15 protein-coding genes are annotated in these 18,514 nt (G+C 46.9%); 1 reads left to right on the plus strand and 14 read right to left on the minus strand.

Annotated features, from left to right (window positions below; genetic code table 11):
- Positions 1-4: 4 nt before the first annotated feature.
- From Q0110_RS12240 to Q0110_RS12285, 10 genes are all read right to left on the minus strand, one after another.
- Positions 5-550 (minus strand): DUF1599 domain-containing protein, encoded by a 546-nt coding sequence (locus Q0110_RS12240; protein WP_297906553.1) that lies wholly within the window; start codon positions 548-550, stop codon positions 5-7.
- 158 nt (positions 551-708) lie between these two features.
- Positions 709-1,950: a LysM peptidoglycan-binding domain-containing protein gene (locus tag Q0110_RS12245; RefSeq protein ID WP_297906556.1), complete on the minus strand. Its 1,242-nt coding sequence runs from the start codon at positions 1,948-1,950 to the stop codon at positions 709-711.
- Between the two features lie 210 nt (positions 1,951-2,160).
- Positions 2,161-4,257 carry an ATP-dependent DNA helicase RecG gene (recG, locus tag Q0110_RS12250; RefSeq protein WP_297906559.1) on the minus strand — a complete coding sequence of 699 codons (2,097 nt, stop codon included), beginning with the start codon at positions 4,255-4,257 and terminating at the stop codon, positions 2,161-2,163.
- A gap of 22 nt (positions 4,258-4,279) precedes the next feature.
- A complete protein-coding gene (locus Q0110_RS12255) occupies positions 4,280-4,978 on the minus strand; it encodes a 2-C-methyl-D-erythritol 4-phosphate cytidylyltransferase (protein WP_297906561.1) in 699 nt (232 codons plus the stop codon).
- Positions 4,978-5,175 (minus strand): exodeoxyribonuclease VII small subunit, encoded by a 198-nt coding sequence (xseB, locus tag Q0110_RS12260; RefSeq protein WP_297906564.1) that lies wholly within the window; start codon positions 5,173-5,175, stop codon positions 4,978-4,980. Before xseB ends, Q0110_RS12255 begins: the two co-directional genes overlap by 1 nt.
- A gap of 67 nt (positions 5,176-5,242) precedes the next feature.
- Complete coding sequence (gene xseA, locus Q0110_RS12265) at positions 5,243-6,586, minus strand: exodeoxyribonuclease VII large subunit (protein ID WP_297906567.1); 1,344 nt, start codon at positions 6,584-6,586, stop codon at positions 5,243-5,245.
- Positions 6,567-7,949, minus strand: a complete 1,383-nt coding sequence (locus tag Q0110_RS12270) for a S8 family serine peptidase (RefSeq protein WP_297906570.1) — start codon at positions 7,947-7,949, stop codon at positions 6,567-6,569. The genes xseA and Q0110_RS12270 overlap by 20 nt, the downstream gene beginning before the upstream one ends.
- Before the next feature lie 101 nt (positions 7,950-8,050).
- On the minus strand, positions 8,051-8,518 hold the full coding sequence (locus tag Q0110_RS12275) for an Lrp/AsnC ligand binding domain-containing protein (RefSeq protein WP_005860962.1): 468 nt from the start codon (positions 8,516-8,518) through the stop codon (positions 8,051-8,053).
- 184 nt (positions 8,519-8,702) lie between these two features.
- The gene (locus Q0110_RS12280) at positions 8,703-9,413 is read right to left on the minus strand and encodes an FKBP-type peptidyl-prolyl cis-trans isomerase (protein ID WP_297906592.1); all 711 of its coding nucleotides are present in this window, start codon (positions 9,411-9,413) and stop codon (positions 8,703-8,705) included.
- Positions 9,414-9,434: 21 nt separating this feature from the next.
- Entirely contained in the window at positions 9,435-10,022 is a 588-nt protein-coding gene (locus Q0110_RS12285) for an FKBP-type peptidyl-prolyl cis-trans isomerase (RefSeq protein ID WP_297906595.1), read from the minus strand.
- Between the two features lie 160 nt (positions 10,023-10,182).
- Here Q0110_RS12285 and Q0110_RS12290 point away from each other — a divergent pair, with 160 nt between their 5' ends.
- Positions 10,183-10,875: an NAD-dependent deacylase gene (locus tag Q0110_RS12290; protein WP_297906598.1), complete on the plus strand. Its 693-nt coding sequence runs from the start codon at positions 10,183-10,185 to the stop codon at positions 10,873-10,875.
- 95 nt (positions 10,876-10,970) lie between these two features.
- On the opposite strand, the gene Q0110_RS12295 is transcribed toward Q0110_RS12290, so the two are convergent.
- The 4 genes from Q0110_RS12295 to Q0110_RS12310 form a co-directional block, all read right to left on the minus strand.
- On the minus strand, positions 10,971-12,293 hold the full coding sequence (locus Q0110_RS12295) for an ATP-binding protein (RefSeq protein ID WP_297906601.1): 1,323 nt from the start codon (positions 12,291-12,293) through the stop codon (positions 10,971-10,973).
- 363 nt (positions 12,294-12,656) lie between these two features.
- Positions 12,657-16,361 (minus strand): DUF6383 domain-containing protein, encoded by a 3,705-nt coding sequence (locus Q0110_RS12300; RefSeq protein ID WP_297906604.1) that lies wholly within the window; start codon positions 16,359-16,361, stop codon positions 12,657-12,659.
- Positions 16,362-17,247: 886 nt separating this feature from the next.
- Entirely contained in the window at positions 17,248-18,213 is a 966-nt protein-coding gene (locus Q0110_RS12305) for a PCMD domain-containing protein (RefSeq protein WP_297906608.1), read from the minus strand.
- Between the two features lie 123 nt (positions 18,214-18,336).
- Positions 18,337-18,486, minus strand: coding sequence for a hypothetical protein (locus Q0110_RS12310; RefSeq protein WP_297906611.1), 150 nt, complete (start codon positions 18,484-18,486; stop codon positions 18,337-18,339).
- Between the last annotated feature and the right edge of the window lie 28 nt (positions 18,487-18,514).

Consider the following 18,514-nt stretch of genomic DNA (forward strand, 5'->3'; position numbering starts at 1 on the left):
CAGCTCATTCCTCGCCAAACTCCAGCTTGATCAAGCCGAAAAGGGCATAATTGATCATGTCCATGTAATTCGCGTCCACTCCCTCGGAGACAAGCGTCTTGCCCCCATGACTCTCGATTTGCTTAGTCCGGTAAATCTTCATCAAGATAAGATCCGTATACGAGCTGATACGCATACCGCGCCACGCCTCATCGTAGTCGTGATTCTTGGCGTACATCAGTTCCTTCGTCTTCGTAATATATTTATCGTACAAATCCAAGGCCTCCTTTATCGTGATATCGGTCGTATCCGCAAATCCCAGCGCCAATTGGATCAAACCGATCACGCCATAGTTAACGATGGCGATAAACTCCGGTCGAATTCCCTCGTCCACCATACTCGTTCCCTTGATCTCCAAGCTACGGATACGGTTCGCCTTGATAAATATCTGGTCGGTAACCGACTGGGGGCGCATAATCCTCCACGAAGGCCCGTAATCCTCCAACTTCTTCTCGAACAGCTCCCGGCACAGGGAGATCACTCGCTCGAATTGTTCCTTTGTATTTGGCATACTATCCTAGATTATACCCGCGAATATAGGAAAAAAGCCGTAGATGTTCTCTCAAATTCAAGACAACAAAAGCTAATAAGGCAAACGGGAAGAGGTTACAACGAAAAAAGCCGCTAACAAAGCGGCTTCCTTTCGTTTCCTTACATCTTATATATTAGTTATGAACAACGTAATGAGCGTCCTAAACGCAACACGGTAGTCTTAGTGATACCATTCAATTCGCAAAGCTTCTTGACGGAAGTACCATATTTTTTCGCGATAGCGCCAAGTGTATCGCCCGATTTAATACGGTGGTAAACCGGTGTAGCCTCCGTATCATTCATCGTATTCGCGCTTTTACCTAAAGAAGCGGTAGCGGAAGCGCCTGCCTGCACCGTGATTTTCCCGGAAGGGCTGGAAGCGGTTGATTTCTTCCGCGTTTGTTTTTTGGAAGTCGCCTTGGCCGCTGTCTCTATTCCGGCGTTGCAGCGAATAGACTGCCCTATACGCAACACCGAAGTGCTTTTCAATCCATTCAGACGGCAAAGCTCACCTACTGTCGTTCCGTATATACGGGCGATCTTACCTAAAGTGTCACCGGATTTTACACGGTGGTAAACCAGTTGGTTATTGGAAGAAGTATAAATATTACTCTTACGTCCGTTGATCTTCACATTACGGAACACATATTGGTCTTGATGAGGCACACAACTCTCGAAATCTATAATATCGGCGGGGTTGATAGCCTGGCCCAAGAAACGGGTCTCGAAATGCAGGTGAGAACCGGTGGAGCGTCCTGTATTACCTCCCAAGGCAATCGGGTCTCCCGCACGGACGATATCATTTATACCGACCAAGAACTTAGACAAATGGCCATATACAGTTTCCAAGCCATTCGGATGACGAACCACTAAGTAATAGCCATATCCCCTGCGCTCGAAATTCTTGATACGCACCTTACCATCGAAAGCCGCACGGATCGTATCGCCAACCTGAACCTTTAAGTCAATCCCCCTATGCATCCTGCGCCGGCGAGGTCCGTATTTAGAGGTGACCCGAATCATCGTGTCGATCGGCAACACAAACGTCGAACAATCAATCACGCAAGAATCCGGCATATCCACCTTTTTACCCCGGAAAGGATTCACCCATTCATTCGTCCATTCACCGTATAGCTCATCTGCCGGAAACATCAAGTTCTCTCTCGCCTCTAGCTCCGCTCTCTCATTAATCTCCGCAAGCTCTTTCAGAGCCATATCCTTCTTAAAACCGACACGGTCGGCCATCAATTCCGATACACGTTTGTCCATCAATTTGTGGGTCGGATGGCTGGGGGTCTCCGGTTTCTCCGGATTTTCCGCACTCGCGGTCGATACCATCGCAGCGGCACAACAAATGAATAGATATGTTTTTATACTCATTTTTTGATAACTTTCATTCTTATAATTCAGGATAAAACAGCAATACCCGGCATCTCTGCCTGATTGTCAACTTGTCAAAGTTCGGAAATTTGAATAACCCGGCAAAATCGATTAACGAAAAATTTCTGCAATAACTTTTTGAGGAAGCGAAATTAGCGAACAAACAGATTAAATATCAATGCCTTGCGCAATAATATGTTTCACAACATATCAGCTAATCATCCCCCAATTTATCTTCCTAGCGAATAGAGTTTTGAGCCTTTCGCTCAATATCCGATGCTGTTCGGACAATAATTCGGGGTCTTCGTCAAGAACTCCCTGAGCGATATCCCGCGCGTATTGAAGTATTTGCCCGTCGGCAGCCAAATCCGCTATTTTAAGGTCTATCCCCTCGCCACTTTGCCGGGTACCTTCCAAGTCCCCGTGCCCCCGAAGACGAAGATCTGCCTCCGCAATCTCAAAACCATTCGTGCTGTTCACCATAATCTCCAGCCGTTTCCGGGTATCGTTACTCAGCTTATAGGAAGAGACCAAGATACAATAGGACTGCTCAGCGCCGCGACCTACCCGGCCGCGAAGCTGGTGAAGTTGCGACAAGCCGAAACGCTCGGCGCTCTCGATCACCATAACCGAGGCGTTCGGCACGTTCACGCCGACCTCTATGACCGTAGTCGCCATCAAGATCTGCGCCTCACCGGAGATAAACTTCTGCATCTCCTTCTCCTTATCCGCCGCTTTCATGCGGCCATGCACCATACAAACCTTATACTCGGGGAAAACCTCCTTGAACGTCTCGAAACCAGCCTCCAAGTCCTTATAATCCAGTTTCTCGTTTCCTTCAATCAACGGATACACCACATAGACCTGCCGTCCTTTCCGTATCTCTTTCCGGAGGAACTCATAAAGCTGCGCCTTTTTATTATCATAGCGATGGAGAGTCTGTATCGGTTTGCGCCCCGGCGGTAACTCATCGATCACCGATACATCCAAGTCTCCATACAAAGTCATCGCCAAGGTACGGGGAATCGGGGTAGCCGTCATCACCAGCACATGCGGGACGACCGCGTTCTTCTTCCAAAGGCGCGAGCGCTGCTCTACGCCAAAACGATGCTGCTCGTCAATGATCGCTAATCCCAGCGAAGCAAAAACCACCGTCTCCTCGATCAGCGCATGCGTCCCGATCACGATCTGTATCTCACCGCTAGCGATGGCCGGCAATATCTTATCCCGCTCCTTTTTCTTGGTAGAGCCTGTCAAAAGGGCGACCTTCACGTCCATATCTTTCAGGAATCCCATGATCGTGGCATAGTGCTGGGCCGCCAATATCTCGGTAGGCGCCATCATACATGCCTGGCAATGATTATCTATCGCCAGCAGCATCGCCAACAAGCCCACCAATGTCTTACCACTTCCCACGTCTCCCTGCAACAAGCGGTTCATTTGCCGTCCGCTCCCCATATCGGCCCGGATCTCACGTACCACCCGCTTCTGGGCATTCGTCAGCTCGAAAGGCAGATACTCCTTATAAAAGGTATTGAAATAATGTCCGACCGTGGGGAACAAGATCCCCTTCAGCTTCAACCTCCGGACGTTAGCGGTACGCAATATATTCAATTGTATAAAGAAAAGCTCATCGAACTTCAGACGTAGCTGGGCATCGCGTAACTTAACGGCAGATTCCGGGAAATGGATATTCCGCATCGCCTCCGTCATAGACATCATACGGACACGCTCCAGCACATCGGGGGAAAGCGTCTCCGGAACCTCCCAGTTCAACCAGCTTAACAGGGTATATTGCAGGTTCTGGATCGCCCGGGAGTTTAGGAAAGACTTTTTCATCCGCTCCGAGGTACTGTAAAACGGGGTCAAGCCTTTCGCCACTTGATCTGCCTGATCCAGGGAATCGATATCCGGATGCGGTATATTATAGGTATGCCCAAACTCCGTAGGTTTTCCGAAAACGATATATTCGGTATTCAGGCGGTATTTATCCGTCACATAATTCAAGCCCTTGAACCATACCAGGTCAATCGTACCCGTACCATCCGAGAACTTAGCCACCAAACGTTTGCTCCGTCCCTCGCCCAGCGTATCGAAATAAAGGATCTGCCCCTTTAGTTGGATATAAGGCATATTCCCGCTAATCTCCGCGACCTTATAAAACCGGCTACGGTCTATATATTTATAGGGGAAATAAAAAAGCAGGTCCTCATACGAGGATATCCCCGCCTCTTTTTGCAGGATATCCGCCTTCTTGGGCCCTACTCCCGGCAAGTACGTGATCGATCGCTTATCAAGGTCCAGCATAACGTTTATGATTTTTCAGGTTTTACCGGGCAAACATCGCTTCCGCTATTAACAAATCAAAAGGGGTGGTAATCTTGATATTCTCACGATCGCCGGGAACCGTATCGATCGCATGCCCCATCGCCTCCACCACGGAGGCATCATCCGTAAACAGAGACGAATAAGGTTGCTCATAAGCTTTTGCCAATATCCCCAGGTCGAACACTTGCGGGGTTTGTACTGCCACATAGCGGGAACGGTCTACCGGGTGGCTCCCTTTTCCGTCCGTCTCGCGCAGAGAATCGATCATCGGAACTACCGGGATAACGGCTCCCTTGGCAGCCGCCTTGTCAAAGCAAGCCCCGATAACCTCCGGAGAGACGAAAGGGCGAACACCATCATGCACGGCGACCAAGCTCAGATCGCCCTCCTCAATCCCTTTCCGGCATCTTTCCTCCAAAATCCAACCCAATCCATTCTTGACCGAAAAGAAACGAGTATCTCCCCCCTTCACGATCGCATGCGGAACCTTGCAACCGATTTCCTTGCAAAGCATATTCCAATACGGTAGATGATCTTCCGGAAGGACAAGGATTATACGCGCGGAAGCATCCCAACGATGAAAAGCCTCCAACGTATGCATCAAAAGGGGTTTCCCTCGCATGGGAATAAACTGTTTCGGCAGATCTCCCCCCATACGCAGGCCTTTGCCGCCGGCTACGATCAAGACGTACTTATCCATCAATCCAACTCCTCCAATACTTTTTTAACTTCCTCATCCACCTTATATAATTTCTCCTTGCAGAGCTTAATCAAACGGGTAGCCTCTTTTACCTTCTCCGACAGGATATCGACATCCAAGTCTCCATGCTCGATCTCGGCTACGATCTTTCGAAGCTTCTCTACCGCCTCGTTATATGTTTCCTCTTTCTTTGCCATAACCTTCTTTATTTAGTTGACAGTTGGCAAATGACAGTTGGCCGTTAATCCAAACGCAAGGCAACTGTCACTTGTCAACCGTATTAATAATGCTTTTTACCTCACCATCGATGAAACGGGTCGTCAACTCATCGCCGGCCCGCAAATCGGCGGCATGCTTGATAATCTTGCCATCTTTCAGGGTTAAACTATATCCCCGCCTCAAGATATAATCGGGAGAAGCCATCTTGACAAACTGCTCCGTAAGCTGGATAAAACGTCCTCCCTCGGAAATTTTAGAGGCGACCCCGTTCCGTAAGCGAAGCTCCGTATTCTCAAGTACCGACTGGCGGCGAGACAACAGGCCCGATACCATCGAAGGTAAACGACTCGCTATCGTCTGCAACCCCGAGCGATTCCGCTCGATCCGGTTTACCACGATAGAAGGGAAACGGGTAGCTACCAATTGTAGATAGTTTTTCTGGCGGGATAGGATATCCATAGCCAATAAACTCACCCCCTGCCGCAAACTTTCCAACTCCTCGCCAACGCTATCCATCCGTGAAATAAGGAACTCGGCGACAGCGGTCGGTGTCTTCATCCGGGTATGCGCCACCAGATCCACGACCGTATCATCCCGCTCATGCCCGATACCCGTGATAATCGGTAAAGGAAATTGAGCGCAATTCGCAGCCAACAGATAAGAGTCGAAGCTATTCAAATCAGAGGTAGCCCCACCCCCGCGGATAATCACGACCACATCAAAAAGATCCTGATGCCGGTAAATCCGGTCTAAAGCGGCTATCACCGAAGCCTCCGTCCGTTCTCCCTGCATCAAGGCCGGGAACAATTTGGTATAGAACGGATAACCTCCTTTATTCCGTGTCAACTGGTTCATAAAATCCTCGTAGCCGGCAGCCGTCGGGGAAGTAATGACAGCGATCCTTCTGGGAAGTAGCGGAAAAGGCAACTCCTTGTTCAGCGCGAACACCCCTTCCTCCTGCAATTGCCGGATGATCTCCATGCGCTTACGCACCATATCTCCCAACGTATAAGCCGGATCAATATCCAATACCGTAAGGCTCAACCCATACAGCTCATGGAACTCGACGGAAACCTTGACCAGCACTTTCAAGCCCGAGGCGAACATCTGCCCGGTTTCCATCTCGAAATAAGGTTTCAGCATACGAAACGTCTTCGCCCAGATAGACCCCCGCACCTTGGCTACCAATTGCCCGGTCTGCGCGTTCTTCTCCACGAATTCCAGATAACAATGCCCCGAAGCGGTATTCACCCGCACGTCGCTCATCTCCGCACGTACCCAGCAAGTATCCGGGAAAGCCCTCGACAGCGCTCCCCGTATACGAGTATTCAGCTCCAGCAACGACAGAGCCTCTCTCCCCTCCGATAAGTTATTTAGACTTGGCCGCATATTTACGCTCTTGTTTATAGGCTTTATATACATCCGGGATACCATATCCCAACTCCGCGTCCGGTCGCTCAAACTTACTTCCGAAACGCTTCAAGAGAGAGATTATCTCCTTATTCGTCAGACCGGGAAACGCCTGCCACAGGCAAACACCCAATCCCGCCAAGATCGGCGTAGCGAAAGAAGTCCCGTTCGCGTAACGGATACTCCCGGTGGGATCTATCACGCAGCAACCCGTGCCTAAGGCTACCACATCCGGCTTCACCCGATAATCCGCCGTGAAACCGACAGAGCTGAAATTGCTTTTCTTCTTGCGATCCGTGACAGCGCCTACCGTCAGTATATCCGGGGCGTCCGCGGGAAAGGTTATCTTCCCCCAGCTGCCGCCTCCCTCATTGCCGGCGCTGTTAAACAACAAGATCCCTTTCGACGAAGCCATCTTAGCGGCCCGGCTGATCAAGGAAGTATTCCCGTCCAACTGATCCTGATTATAGTTCAGTTCCTCTACGTCGAAGGAAAAATAACCCAGCGAGGAAGAGACCACGTCTACTCCCACGCTATCGGCAAACTCCATAGCCGCCGTCCAATAATCCTCCTCGATAGGAAACTCCGAACGGCTATCCTCGCTCTTTATCAGCCAATATCCGGCTTGGGGGGCCGTACCGATCATCAAGCCCGGAGCGTCAGCGGCCAAGCAAGACAAGACCTTTGTCCCGTGATCATCCCCCACGAAAACGCTCTGCCCGGGGAAGACCACGTTATGCGTCCCCAACAATCTCAAGGAATCAAACACGCTGATCCGCTCTACGTTCATGAAACCCGCGTCGATCACGGCCACACGCATTCCTTCCCCCTTAAATCCCGCCTCATGCAATTTGATACCGTTCAGCATCTTGATCTGCTCCTCGGCATAACCGTAAGGCGATTTCTCCGGTTCATCGGTCGGCGTAAACCGTGTGGTATCCTCCTCCTCCGCGGGAATACCGCTCTCCTCATCACCTTTCCAGACCCATTTCACGGAATCTACGATCGAGAGACGAGAGAGACGCTCGGCAACCAAGCTATCCGGACACGATACAACGACCGTAGAGAACCATTTACTCTCTACCACTGGCTTCCCTCCGTGAGCGGACAACGTATCCAGATAGGCCCGGGCGATCGGCAGATCCGACTCCGACACGGATATACCCTGCCGGGCCCGCCGCTCGATAGATGCCTTGGAAAGATATTCCTCCGGGTTATCCAGCGTATAGCCGGAATCCCCTTTATCTTTTAAATAAACCCGGAAACGAAAACTTTCCCCCGCGTATACCCCCAAAGAAAACAGGCAAAACACGAAAACGAATATCCCTATATATTTACTCATAGAACCTCACATCATTACGAATCACAAAGATAGACGATACCGCCGAATAAACAAAAAAGCCCGGCGCAGGAATGGGCCGGGCTGATCTATAATTCTTCGTCTTATTCATTGATATTGCAGATAGGAATCTCGCGTTTAACGCTTTGGCGCAAAGAGATCAGCGTCTCCGTGGCCGTAACCCCCGGTATCTCCTGTATCTTGGAGTTCAAAAGCTCCATCAGATGCTCGTTATCACGGGCATAAAGCTTGATCAGCATCGTATACGGGCCGGTCGTGAAATGGCATTCTACCACCTCGGGGATTTTCTCGAATTCGGGGACAACATCCTTGTACATAGAGCCGCGCTCCAATTTCACGCCGATATAAGTACACGTATTATACCCCAGTATTTTAGGATTGATGTGATACCCTGAGCCAACGATCACATTCATATCAATCATGCGTTGAACCCGTTGATGAATAGCTGCGCGAGATACACCGCACTCTTCGGCAACATCTTTAAAAGGAATCCTAGCATTCTTTGAAATAATGTTCAATATCTGCCGGTCCAGTTTGTCTATCTTCTCCATTTTAAATTCGCTTTATTATATGCATTTAGATTTAATGTATCAAAAGTATATAATAAATTTGAATCATATATCATTGTGAAAGAAAAAAGTGATCAATAAATAATAAAAGCGGGCAAAAAATGCTTTTTAGCATAATTTGCCCACCTATTATCTTACAAACGTTTCGTTTTTACTTTTCCGTTTGTTACTCTTTTACGATGTCAAGCAACTCAACCTCGAACTTCAATACGCTGTTCGGTTTGATATCCTGTCCTGCGCCGCGCTCGCCATAAGCCAACTCCGACGGGATCCAGAAGATATACTTAGAACCTACTGGCATGATCTGCAAGCCCTCGGTCCATCCCTTGATCACTTGGCCGACACCGAACTCAGCCGGTTCGCCGCGATCCACGGAGCTGTCAAACTTCGTGCCGTCCAACAGTGTACCTGTATAATGTACCTTCACCTTATCGGTAGCTGTCGGCTTCGCGCCAGTACCTTCTTTCTCTACCTTATATTGCAAGCCGCTCTCGGTCGTGATAACACCTTCCTTTGTCTTATTCTCCGCCAAGAACTTCTCACCCTCTTCTTTTGTCTTCTTCGCTTCGCGGGCTTGTGCCTCCACGAAGTAAGTCTGCAAATATTGCTGAGCTTGCTGCGGAGTCATCTTCATGGCAGAAGAATCTCCCTTGATAGCCTGGATAAAGCCGGCGATCAAATCATCCACGTTTGCCTCGCCGCCCGGCAAAGTCTTCAAGTTTTCCTTATACCCGGCACCCGTACTGATACCAATAGCATAGCTCGCGCTATCGACAGAAGTCTTTAAGCTCGCGCTTTTGTGAGAATCACCGCAAGAGGTGAAGGAAGCGCCCATTGCTACAATCACTGTAGCGACTAATACACTTAACTTTTTCATTTTTCTTTTACTCTATATATATTATTTTTCGATATCCAATAACTCTACGTCAAAAATCAACGTGCTGTTCGGCTCGATAGCCTCACCAGCCCCACGCTCGCCATACGCTAGGTTGGACGGGATGAACAATCTCCATTTCGAGCCTACCGGCATCAACTGCAAGGCCTCTACCCACCCCGGGATTACCTGCGAGACCCCAAATACGGCGGGCTCGCCTCTCTGCACGGAGCTATCGAACACATGGCCATTGATCAACGTGCCGTGGTAGTGGCATTTTACCTTATCATTGGCCGTCGGTATCGCGCCCGTGCCTTTTTTCAGCACCTCGTATTGCAAACCGCTAGGCAACTCTACCACTCCGGCCTTATGCTTGTTGATATTAAGGAACTCCTCTCCGGCTTTCTTGTTGATCTCCAGTTTCTCTTGCTGAAGCTTCGTGAAGTAATCGTTGATCACCTGTTTCGCCTCGTCGTAGCTGAGAGCGGGCTTTGCCTCCGTCAAGACGTCTTTCAATCCCTGTACAAAATCTTCCACCTGAAGATCCTTGATGCCTGAGTTCTGGAAATTATTCCCGATACTTAAGCCAAGCGCATAACTTACTTTATCCATTCTTTTTTTCTTGTTCAACTAATTATAAGCCACAAAAGTAATGCTTTTAATCGTATAACAACGTTTTGTAAGAACTTTTTATTTCATTCAAAGCTTTTTACGAAATAAAGTCGTAACTTCGTAACTGTTAATATACATCTATACATTAAACAAGTAACAGATGAAAAAGTTAGTCATACTTACCGGAGCGGGGATGAGCGCGGAGAGCGGTATCTCCACATTCCGAGACTCGGACGGGTTGTGGGAGAAATACCGGGTGGAAGACGTGGCTACGCCGGAAGGCTTCGCCGCCAATCCTAAATTGGTCCTCGATTTCTACAACCAGCGCAGAAGAGAACTATTGAATACGAAACCGAACGCCGGCCACCTCGGCCTAGCTGCCTTGGAGAAAGATTTCGACGTACGGATCATTACCCAGAATATCGACAACTTGCACGAGCGCGCGGGTAGCAGCCACGTGATCCACCTGCATGGCGAGTTGATGAAGGCATGTTCCGTAAGGGATATGGATACGACCTACGACCTATCGCCGGAGAACCCGGATATCCACCTGGGCGACAAAGATCCTCATGGAAACCAGTTGCGTCCTTTCGTCGTATGGTTCGGCGAGGCGGTCCCGATGATAGAGCCATCCATCAAGCTGGTGGAAGATTGCGATATCTTCGTGATCATCGGCACTTCCTTAAACGTCTATCCCGCCGCCGGATTGCTGAACTACGTGCGCCGGGGCCAACCGATCTATTTGATCGACCCGAAAGACGTACGTACTTACCGCAACGATATCGAGCATATACAAGCCGGAGCCTCGGAAGGGGTCAAGAGGCTGACGGAGTTGCTTGCGCAGGGGCATTAATTCTGGATCCCGTGGTTTTCCGGTAGAATTCATATCCCGTTGGCAGAGTAAATATGTGCTAATTTTATTCTGCCAACAGGTTACATCATTATTATTCACATATCATCCATACTCAAACATTTGGTCTCTATCTCATATTTATAGAGCACCTTTTTCCGGATAGCGTCAATTTTCTCCTGAAAAGCCGCTGGCTTAAAGTTCTTCCGCTGGCGTTTCACCTCGGCTATCAATGCTTTTTTATCTCCTACATAGATACCGACAATATCTATCTCATGCTGGTCTGAATTTTTCTTTCCTTCCCACCATGAGCCGATATCCTCAAAATCGAAGCTCTCCGCCATCCGCTGCCGGAAATAATATTCAAGCGTTTGCCCGGAATAAGTAGGATAATCTTGTTTTATAATATCTGAAAGACCTTTCAAATTACCGATCTCTATATATTTCTGATACTTTATAAAGTATCTGAACCAAAAGCGGAGAAATAAATCAGATATTTCATATCGAACGGCTTGTGTACCTTCCTTAGCCAATATAGGGCGTTTCTTTTTAACCAATTCGTAATCTATCTCCAACCGGCTCAGCAACCCTCCCATATTCTTTCCCATTTCTTCCTCCAATACGGGGAACGTATTACTGCCGGAGGCGATAGCCGCCAGGATAGAAAAATAATTCCCGTATTTTTTACCAAGCTCTTGAATAAGCATCACTCTGCCTTCCGAGAGCATTATAGAATCCGGCTGAAGCATGGCTTCTACCATGCTTTCCATATCGGTGCATCCTTTATCGACAAAGAACTCTATATATTTAGGAACACCTCCCGTAAACGTATATAAGGCCAATAAATCATCATTGGTATAGTCCGGTTTATAATCTGACAGGATCTGTTTTAATACGGGAGTGGTAAACGCCGATAACTTGACGATACTATCTGCCCGCCCATAAAGCGGCTCGCGAGAGTCTCTGAATATTTTATTCATCAGAGTATACACGGAACCACTAACAACTAAATTGACATGAGTGTCTTTCCTGTATCTATCCCAAATGTCCTGCATACGACTATACACTTCCGGGTTTATATAAAAGAACTCCTGAAACTCATCTATCACGAGATTATATTTTTCCCGCTTACCCAGCTCCATCAGAAATTCAAACAACCGAGAGAAACTTTTTTCTTCCGGAATATAAGTATTGAATACATGGGCAATGGATTCGACGAAAGATTGGCAAAGAGCAGCCTCATTACTCCGGCTCACAAATAAATAGACTGTCGGTGTATGCTCACAACTCCTTAGAATAAGGCTGGTTTTGCCGATACGCCGCCGCCCGGTAAGTACTGTCATTTGGGAATGCAGGTTGAAAGAGGTTTCTCTTCCTCGATTTAGCATTTCAAGCTCTTTTTCTCTATTATAAAATCTCATAACCAATCTAAAGGATTAAACACTGAGCGACCGCTAACTGAGCGACTGCGCAGTATTTGCAAATATATGTGTTTTAAAGGACAATACAAAGAGATCCCTTAAATAGTCAGCCGAATCAAACAATTAACACACTCATCAGGCTTGACGAAGGTTAGCACAAAAACGAAGTCCCCGGCAATGCGTTCACATGCCAAGGACTTGTCTTTTTATCCGTCTTCCATCCTCACGGAAGTACTTACGGATGAACTTTAATTTATTACTTTAGTATTAATATTAATCCAATTCCCGCCTGTTCATCCGTCGCGGATTACTTGGATCGAGACCCTCACGGGAATTGTATGATTATCTTGTTTCGTTAATCTCTTATTTCACGATCGCCTTTACAGCTTCCTCGCCATCAACAGCTACAGCTACGATACCGGCAGGTACAGCGATTGTAGCGTTGTCGGAGGTAAGAACAGTCTCAGCGACAACCTTACCCAAGATATTCGTGATAACGATTGACTTACCGGCAGCGCCTTGAACGGTTACCGTACCGTTGCCAGCGATTACAGATACACCTTCGATAGTAGCATCCTCAACAGAAGTTACCATATCCTCAGCGTCAGTCTTCTGGTATGCGTTGAAGATCAAAGCTCCGTCAGAACCAGTCTTAGCGGCGTTGAACTCAGAATCACCACGAGTCAATACCAAGCAACCGTTCTGCATCTTCAACCATGCGGCGTATTGAGGAGCGATAGAACCGGCAACAGCCTTATCGAAGCCTTTAGTAGCCTTACCCGTTGAAGCCGAGCCATTCTCGTTATAGATGTTAGACTCGAACAAGAACTCATTCGCTTCGCCTTCTTCCGTCACGGCACCGGCCTTATCAGGATTTACGTAACGGAATGACCAAGTAACGTTCTTATGGTTGTCACCCTGTAAGTTAACGATGAAGTTCTCCAAACCGGCTTTCTTGTAATTAGCGATGATCGTCTCGACATCCAATTCAGACGGAGCCATCTTCTCAAAGCCGTTTGTCAATACATATAAGCTATCACCATAATGGATCGCTTTCACGAAACCTACGCGAGTGTAGCCACCATCGATATCCATGTACGGAGTCTTATATTCCTTACCCTTGATAAGAGCGGAGTCGGCGAAACTTACCATATACTTACCATAGTGGAAGCCTGGATGTGCCTTAGTCGCATGCGAGCAATTAGCGGCATTAACAGGATTACCAGCGTTATCGAAGTGATTGTGCTCATACGTACAAGGAATACCCGGAGTACCCTCTTGATCGTCACGTGCCACGGAAACCAAATATTGAGGCTTGATAGTACCAGCGCCACGGTTTACCCATGCGGTATCAACGATGAACGCTAACTTACCATCCGCTTTCTCCTTGTTCCAGATACCTACATAATCAACAGCTTTGTCGGTCAAGTTCTTGTTCCACTCATCCATCAAGTATTCCTTACGGATCTTCTCTACGAAGAACAAGCTATCGGCAGTCTCGTTTTCTTTCAATTCCGCGTTGTTGAAACGACGGTATAATGGAGAATCATCTGTTACAACAGCGAATGCGGAAGTACGGATCTCACGATTTGATCCTGTTTCAAACTTATCATTAGTAGAACCTTGAGTCAAATCCAAAGTATTGTCATCTACAGAAGCCTTCAAACCGTTTTGAGCGGCTGAAGAATCATAATAAGATTTATTCTTTTGAGGAGTAGTAGCTGCATCTAACACAATCTCTTTCAAAACAATCTTCTTATCATCATTAGCTTTATAGACATAAGCTTTCTTGATAACGCTGTTGTCTTTTACCAAGTAGTTACCATCAGCATCGAACAATGGAGTCTCCTGATCTTTCTCTAAAGTAGGAACAGTAACCTCTTTGCCATCAACCACTACTTTGTCTGTAGACTTGAATCCGTTATAAGCAGGTGAATAGATCTTATCCCCTTCCGTAATCTTATATTTACGTACCACAGCCTCAACCAAAGCGTAATAATGCTTACCATCAATGCAGTTGTTCTCTTTCAAGAAGAAGTTAGTCGGGGTAGAGCCTAGAACATACTTCTTAGCCTTGCTGTCGTATGTCAAGTAGCTGTCGCCATTCTTGATCTGGTAAACATTTCTTACCAAGCTATCGCCAACACCATAGTTGTCATCCTTAGCAACTACCACCAAACGGAAGTTTGTCTTATCACCATTCTCGTTTACGCGAACGATAGAATCCTTACCGGCAGGAGTATACAGATATTTGTCTAATGCCAGACCGTGCAAGTAATTGAACACGTAAGTCTGAACCATAGCAGAATCCTCGGGTACGTAGCGATAACCGATCTTCAAATCCTTAGCGTCATTGATAGCGACGAAGCTTACGGTATCAGCGACAGATTCATTCTTCTCATTAGTTGTATAGAAGAATACGTCCTTGCTATCCTTAACGGCATACAATTGGACATTCGTCGGGATTTTAACAGTCGGATATACACCGCTTTCAGCCTTGTCATTGAACTCACGGTTCTGGATGCTGATAGAAGAAGTAGAAGATATACCATTCTTCGTTACAACCCATTGAGCCGCCGGCATATGATTGAAATCTTGACGTTCAGCTTGTTTAGCCCAGCCAAAGTTTCCTGCCAAGTTAGCCAACGCATAAGTACCCTTCAACTCGTCTCTTTCAGAACCACCGGCCTTAAACTGAATCATATAAACGCCATCAGCCAAAGTCGTAGGAACCAATCCCGTGAAGTTCGTACCCAACGTGATTTTTGTACGTTGCAAATCGTTTGTAATGTCAACATCTGATTTTAACGTACCATCAGAAGTCTCTGTACGATCCTTATAACATTTTTCATCCGTAGCATCTGTATTGACAGTCAAAACCTTGTTTCCTGCCAAGTTTGCCATATAGATATACTTATCTTTAGCTACAGATAATTCTGTCGCTCCATTCCCAGACGTAAAACCACTTTTTACCGTCCACCAAGAATTGTTGTTTTTCTCCTTGATGTCTTTCGCATAATCAGTAGCTTTTCCAGACGTAGCCTCCAACTTATAAGCGACCTCACGAACCTGAGCATACAACTCGTTCTTTTGAGCGTTGTAGGTGAATTTAAATTGGTAAGAACCCGCCTGACGTTTGTCGCTCATCTTACCATAAGTAAACTTCAACATCTTGGCATCCTCTGTCGCCTCATAATAAGCCGTGTCAACTACCACATAAGCAGCCTCTTTGTCAATCTTTTTATCTTTAACCTGCAACTGTACATACTCTGTAACTGTTGCCTCGGTAGCTGTAGCGGAAGCTTTTTCCTTAACGTCAACAGCTTTCAGCGCGGTAGCGGTCAAATGGTTTGTATTTCCCTTTGAAACCTCCGGGTTCATACTTAAGCCAAAATAGCTTTCCGCAGAGACAGATTGCAGCAATTTATTCAAATCCTCGGCATGTAGCTGCATCGCTGTTGGGATCTGATCCTTGTTGAAAGAGATAGAGACCTTGTCCTCTCCAACTTTCTCCGCTTTCACCAAGACAATTTTAGCATTCGAACCTTCACCTTCTTTTGCCAGATACACAAACTTCTTGCCATCTACATAAGAGACCAAAGTTCCATCTTTAACAACCCATTCCGTAGCGCTACCGCCCAAGGTTACCTCTTTAGCCTCGCTCTTCTTATCTGAAGCGACAGCCATGGAAGGATCTACAGCGAACGACAAACCTGTAGCCTTGTTCACGAAAGAGAACACATCCACGCCCAGATTGTTCTTCTTTGCGGAAACCGTCCACATAGCTTGGTTCAATTCCGTCAACTTAAAGCTTGAAACAGAACCTTCAACTGTAACAAACTGACCAAAATCAGCCTTCTCATTGCCTACGGCCAAGAAATCGCTACCGCTCATAAACAAGACTGTTTGATCTTTTTTCAAATCCTTGCCCTCTACAGTCGCAGGAGTAGTAGAAGTTACTACATCCTCCGCAGGAGCAGCAGCCCCGACATACGCCGCTACCGAACCTACCGAGAAAGCAGATACAAGCATGGCACTAGCCAGAAACGTTGTAAACTTTTTGTTCATAAATCGAAAATTTAATATTAATAATAGTGTTAATTGAATATCGTTCAATACTTTAAGCCTTCGATCGCCATTCGAAAACGACTAGTCTAAACGATCGTCTATATCTTGCGTTTTTTTAGTGCCGGACGGGAGGTTCGTTGAAAGAACCGGTTGTTTCGTAAAGGATAACCTATCCTATTGATAAGAAAGAGAATAAGTGACAAAAAAATAGCCCCGAAGGGTTGCAGGTATCGAAGAAACGCGTACCTTTGCAAATGACTAATTATAACGATCGTTTTAATCAGCCGTTTTTATTATATATTATCAATGTACATGCGTACATTAAAAACAGTCTACATCACACTTTCTATTATTTGTTTAAAATTTTTACTACCGAAACAGGATATTCCACTCTAAAATCATCTACTTACCGGAACGCTTTAACGCAAGCCTGCCTTATCAACCCAATAAGCTAATTTAGTTTGATATGACAATTAACTTACTTCACTGGTGAAGACTGATGAAGTTTGTCTCGATACTTGATATCCAGAAGAAATCTCCCTGTCGGTAAAACAGCGGCTATACAATCCTTTTGGTTAAAACAGAGTACATATCGTGACACAGCCGGTTCGTATAAAAGGCAGGATAAAAGGAAAGTGGCGGTTGTAAGCGAAGTTTAATAGATTAAATATATTTCAACTCGGATTTAGGAGCGTATGTATTTCCGTCCGGAAACAATCGATTCTACAGGCGTTAAGATTACAAACTGTCAAAAAGAAAGAGCTTGGCGCATGGGGGGGGGTATCCGGCTATCAATCCGGTTCAATAAAACATGTACGTGTTTTCCGAAAAACATGTACGTCCTTTTCGGGAAACACGTACATGTTTTTTCCAAACGATAATAAGCTCAATATCCCAACCGGATATTATCCACCCAAAAGGTATTCCCCGGAGAACCTACGTATGAACCTCCGTGACTGGAGCAGAACTCTAAGATCATATGGGTTACCTCATCGTCTTCCGTTCCCCAGCCGATCTCTTGGATAGGGACATTCTTGCCTTCGCTGTTTAAACTATAGCGGGCGGCCTCACCGGTTAACAGGCCCATATAGGGTTTGTAGTCGCTACGTTTCGTGATATCGCCATACAAGATCGGGAAGGTGGCGCCGTTCACCCAATCCGTATTCCTATCCATCCGGACAACCAATGTCCCTACACGCTTAGCGTATAGGTTTCCGTGCTTATCCTCCCAACGTTTTTGAAGAATCAAGTTGACCACGGCCATATCCATCCCCTTCACTTCCGACGCTTTACTAAATCCATCCAATCTGATACGATTGAGAGCACCGGATAATTTCACCTTATAATCAAAGACCAAAGAGGCAGGTTTCCAGGTAAAAGGCACTCCGCTAACGATCTTGCTCCACGGATCGGAGACCCCTTTCACCGGTTCCAGGGAACGTCCCAAAAAGAGAGAACCGCCCACCAAAACCTTTATATGTACAATCCCCAAGGCAGAGCAAGCCTCTATACCGGTCTCCAAGCGGGCACAATTACCCTCGCCTCGCGCCTCCGGATAGACACTCACGCTGGCTTTCGTCACCCCGCTTATTTTCGCATATACGTTCGATGTCGCCCAAGGCGAGTCTTTCGGATCGAAAGGTTCATTCCCGACGATCGTATCCGCGGGGCCAATGCCGTAAAGAGTCTTTGTATCCTTTCCGATAATAGCCGATTCCGTGACCTTACGCACCACCCACCGGTCTAGATCGCCATAACGGATCGCCTCCGTCTTTCGCTGGGCAGATAAAGCCATACTAATCCCCCAAAAGACAAAGACAAGTAAACACTTTAGCCGATTATTAACCACCATAAGTCACCTTTCTATCCAAATCCTTTATTATTCTTGCAGCTAAATTACGCACAATCGATAACAAAAACAAACCCATGACACACAAGCCTTCCGTACGGCATGATGAACGCGAGAACCGCCCGCTTAGCCGGACAACGGACGATCCCGCAACCGCCCCCCGCACCGGTCCCGAAGTCCACTTGCGGCACGACGCCGATAAGCATCCTCATAGCGGCAACCGGCCGTGAGACCATCCAAAAGACTGTGAAATAAGGAAATCAATCCATAATTCATAACGTTATTCTCGGTATTTTTCTTATTT

Origin of the sequence: uncultured Parabacteroides sp., assembly GCF_947855115.1 — a bacterium.
GTDB lineage: Bacteria > Bacteroidota > Bacteroidia > Bacteroidales > Tannerellaceae > Parabacteroides.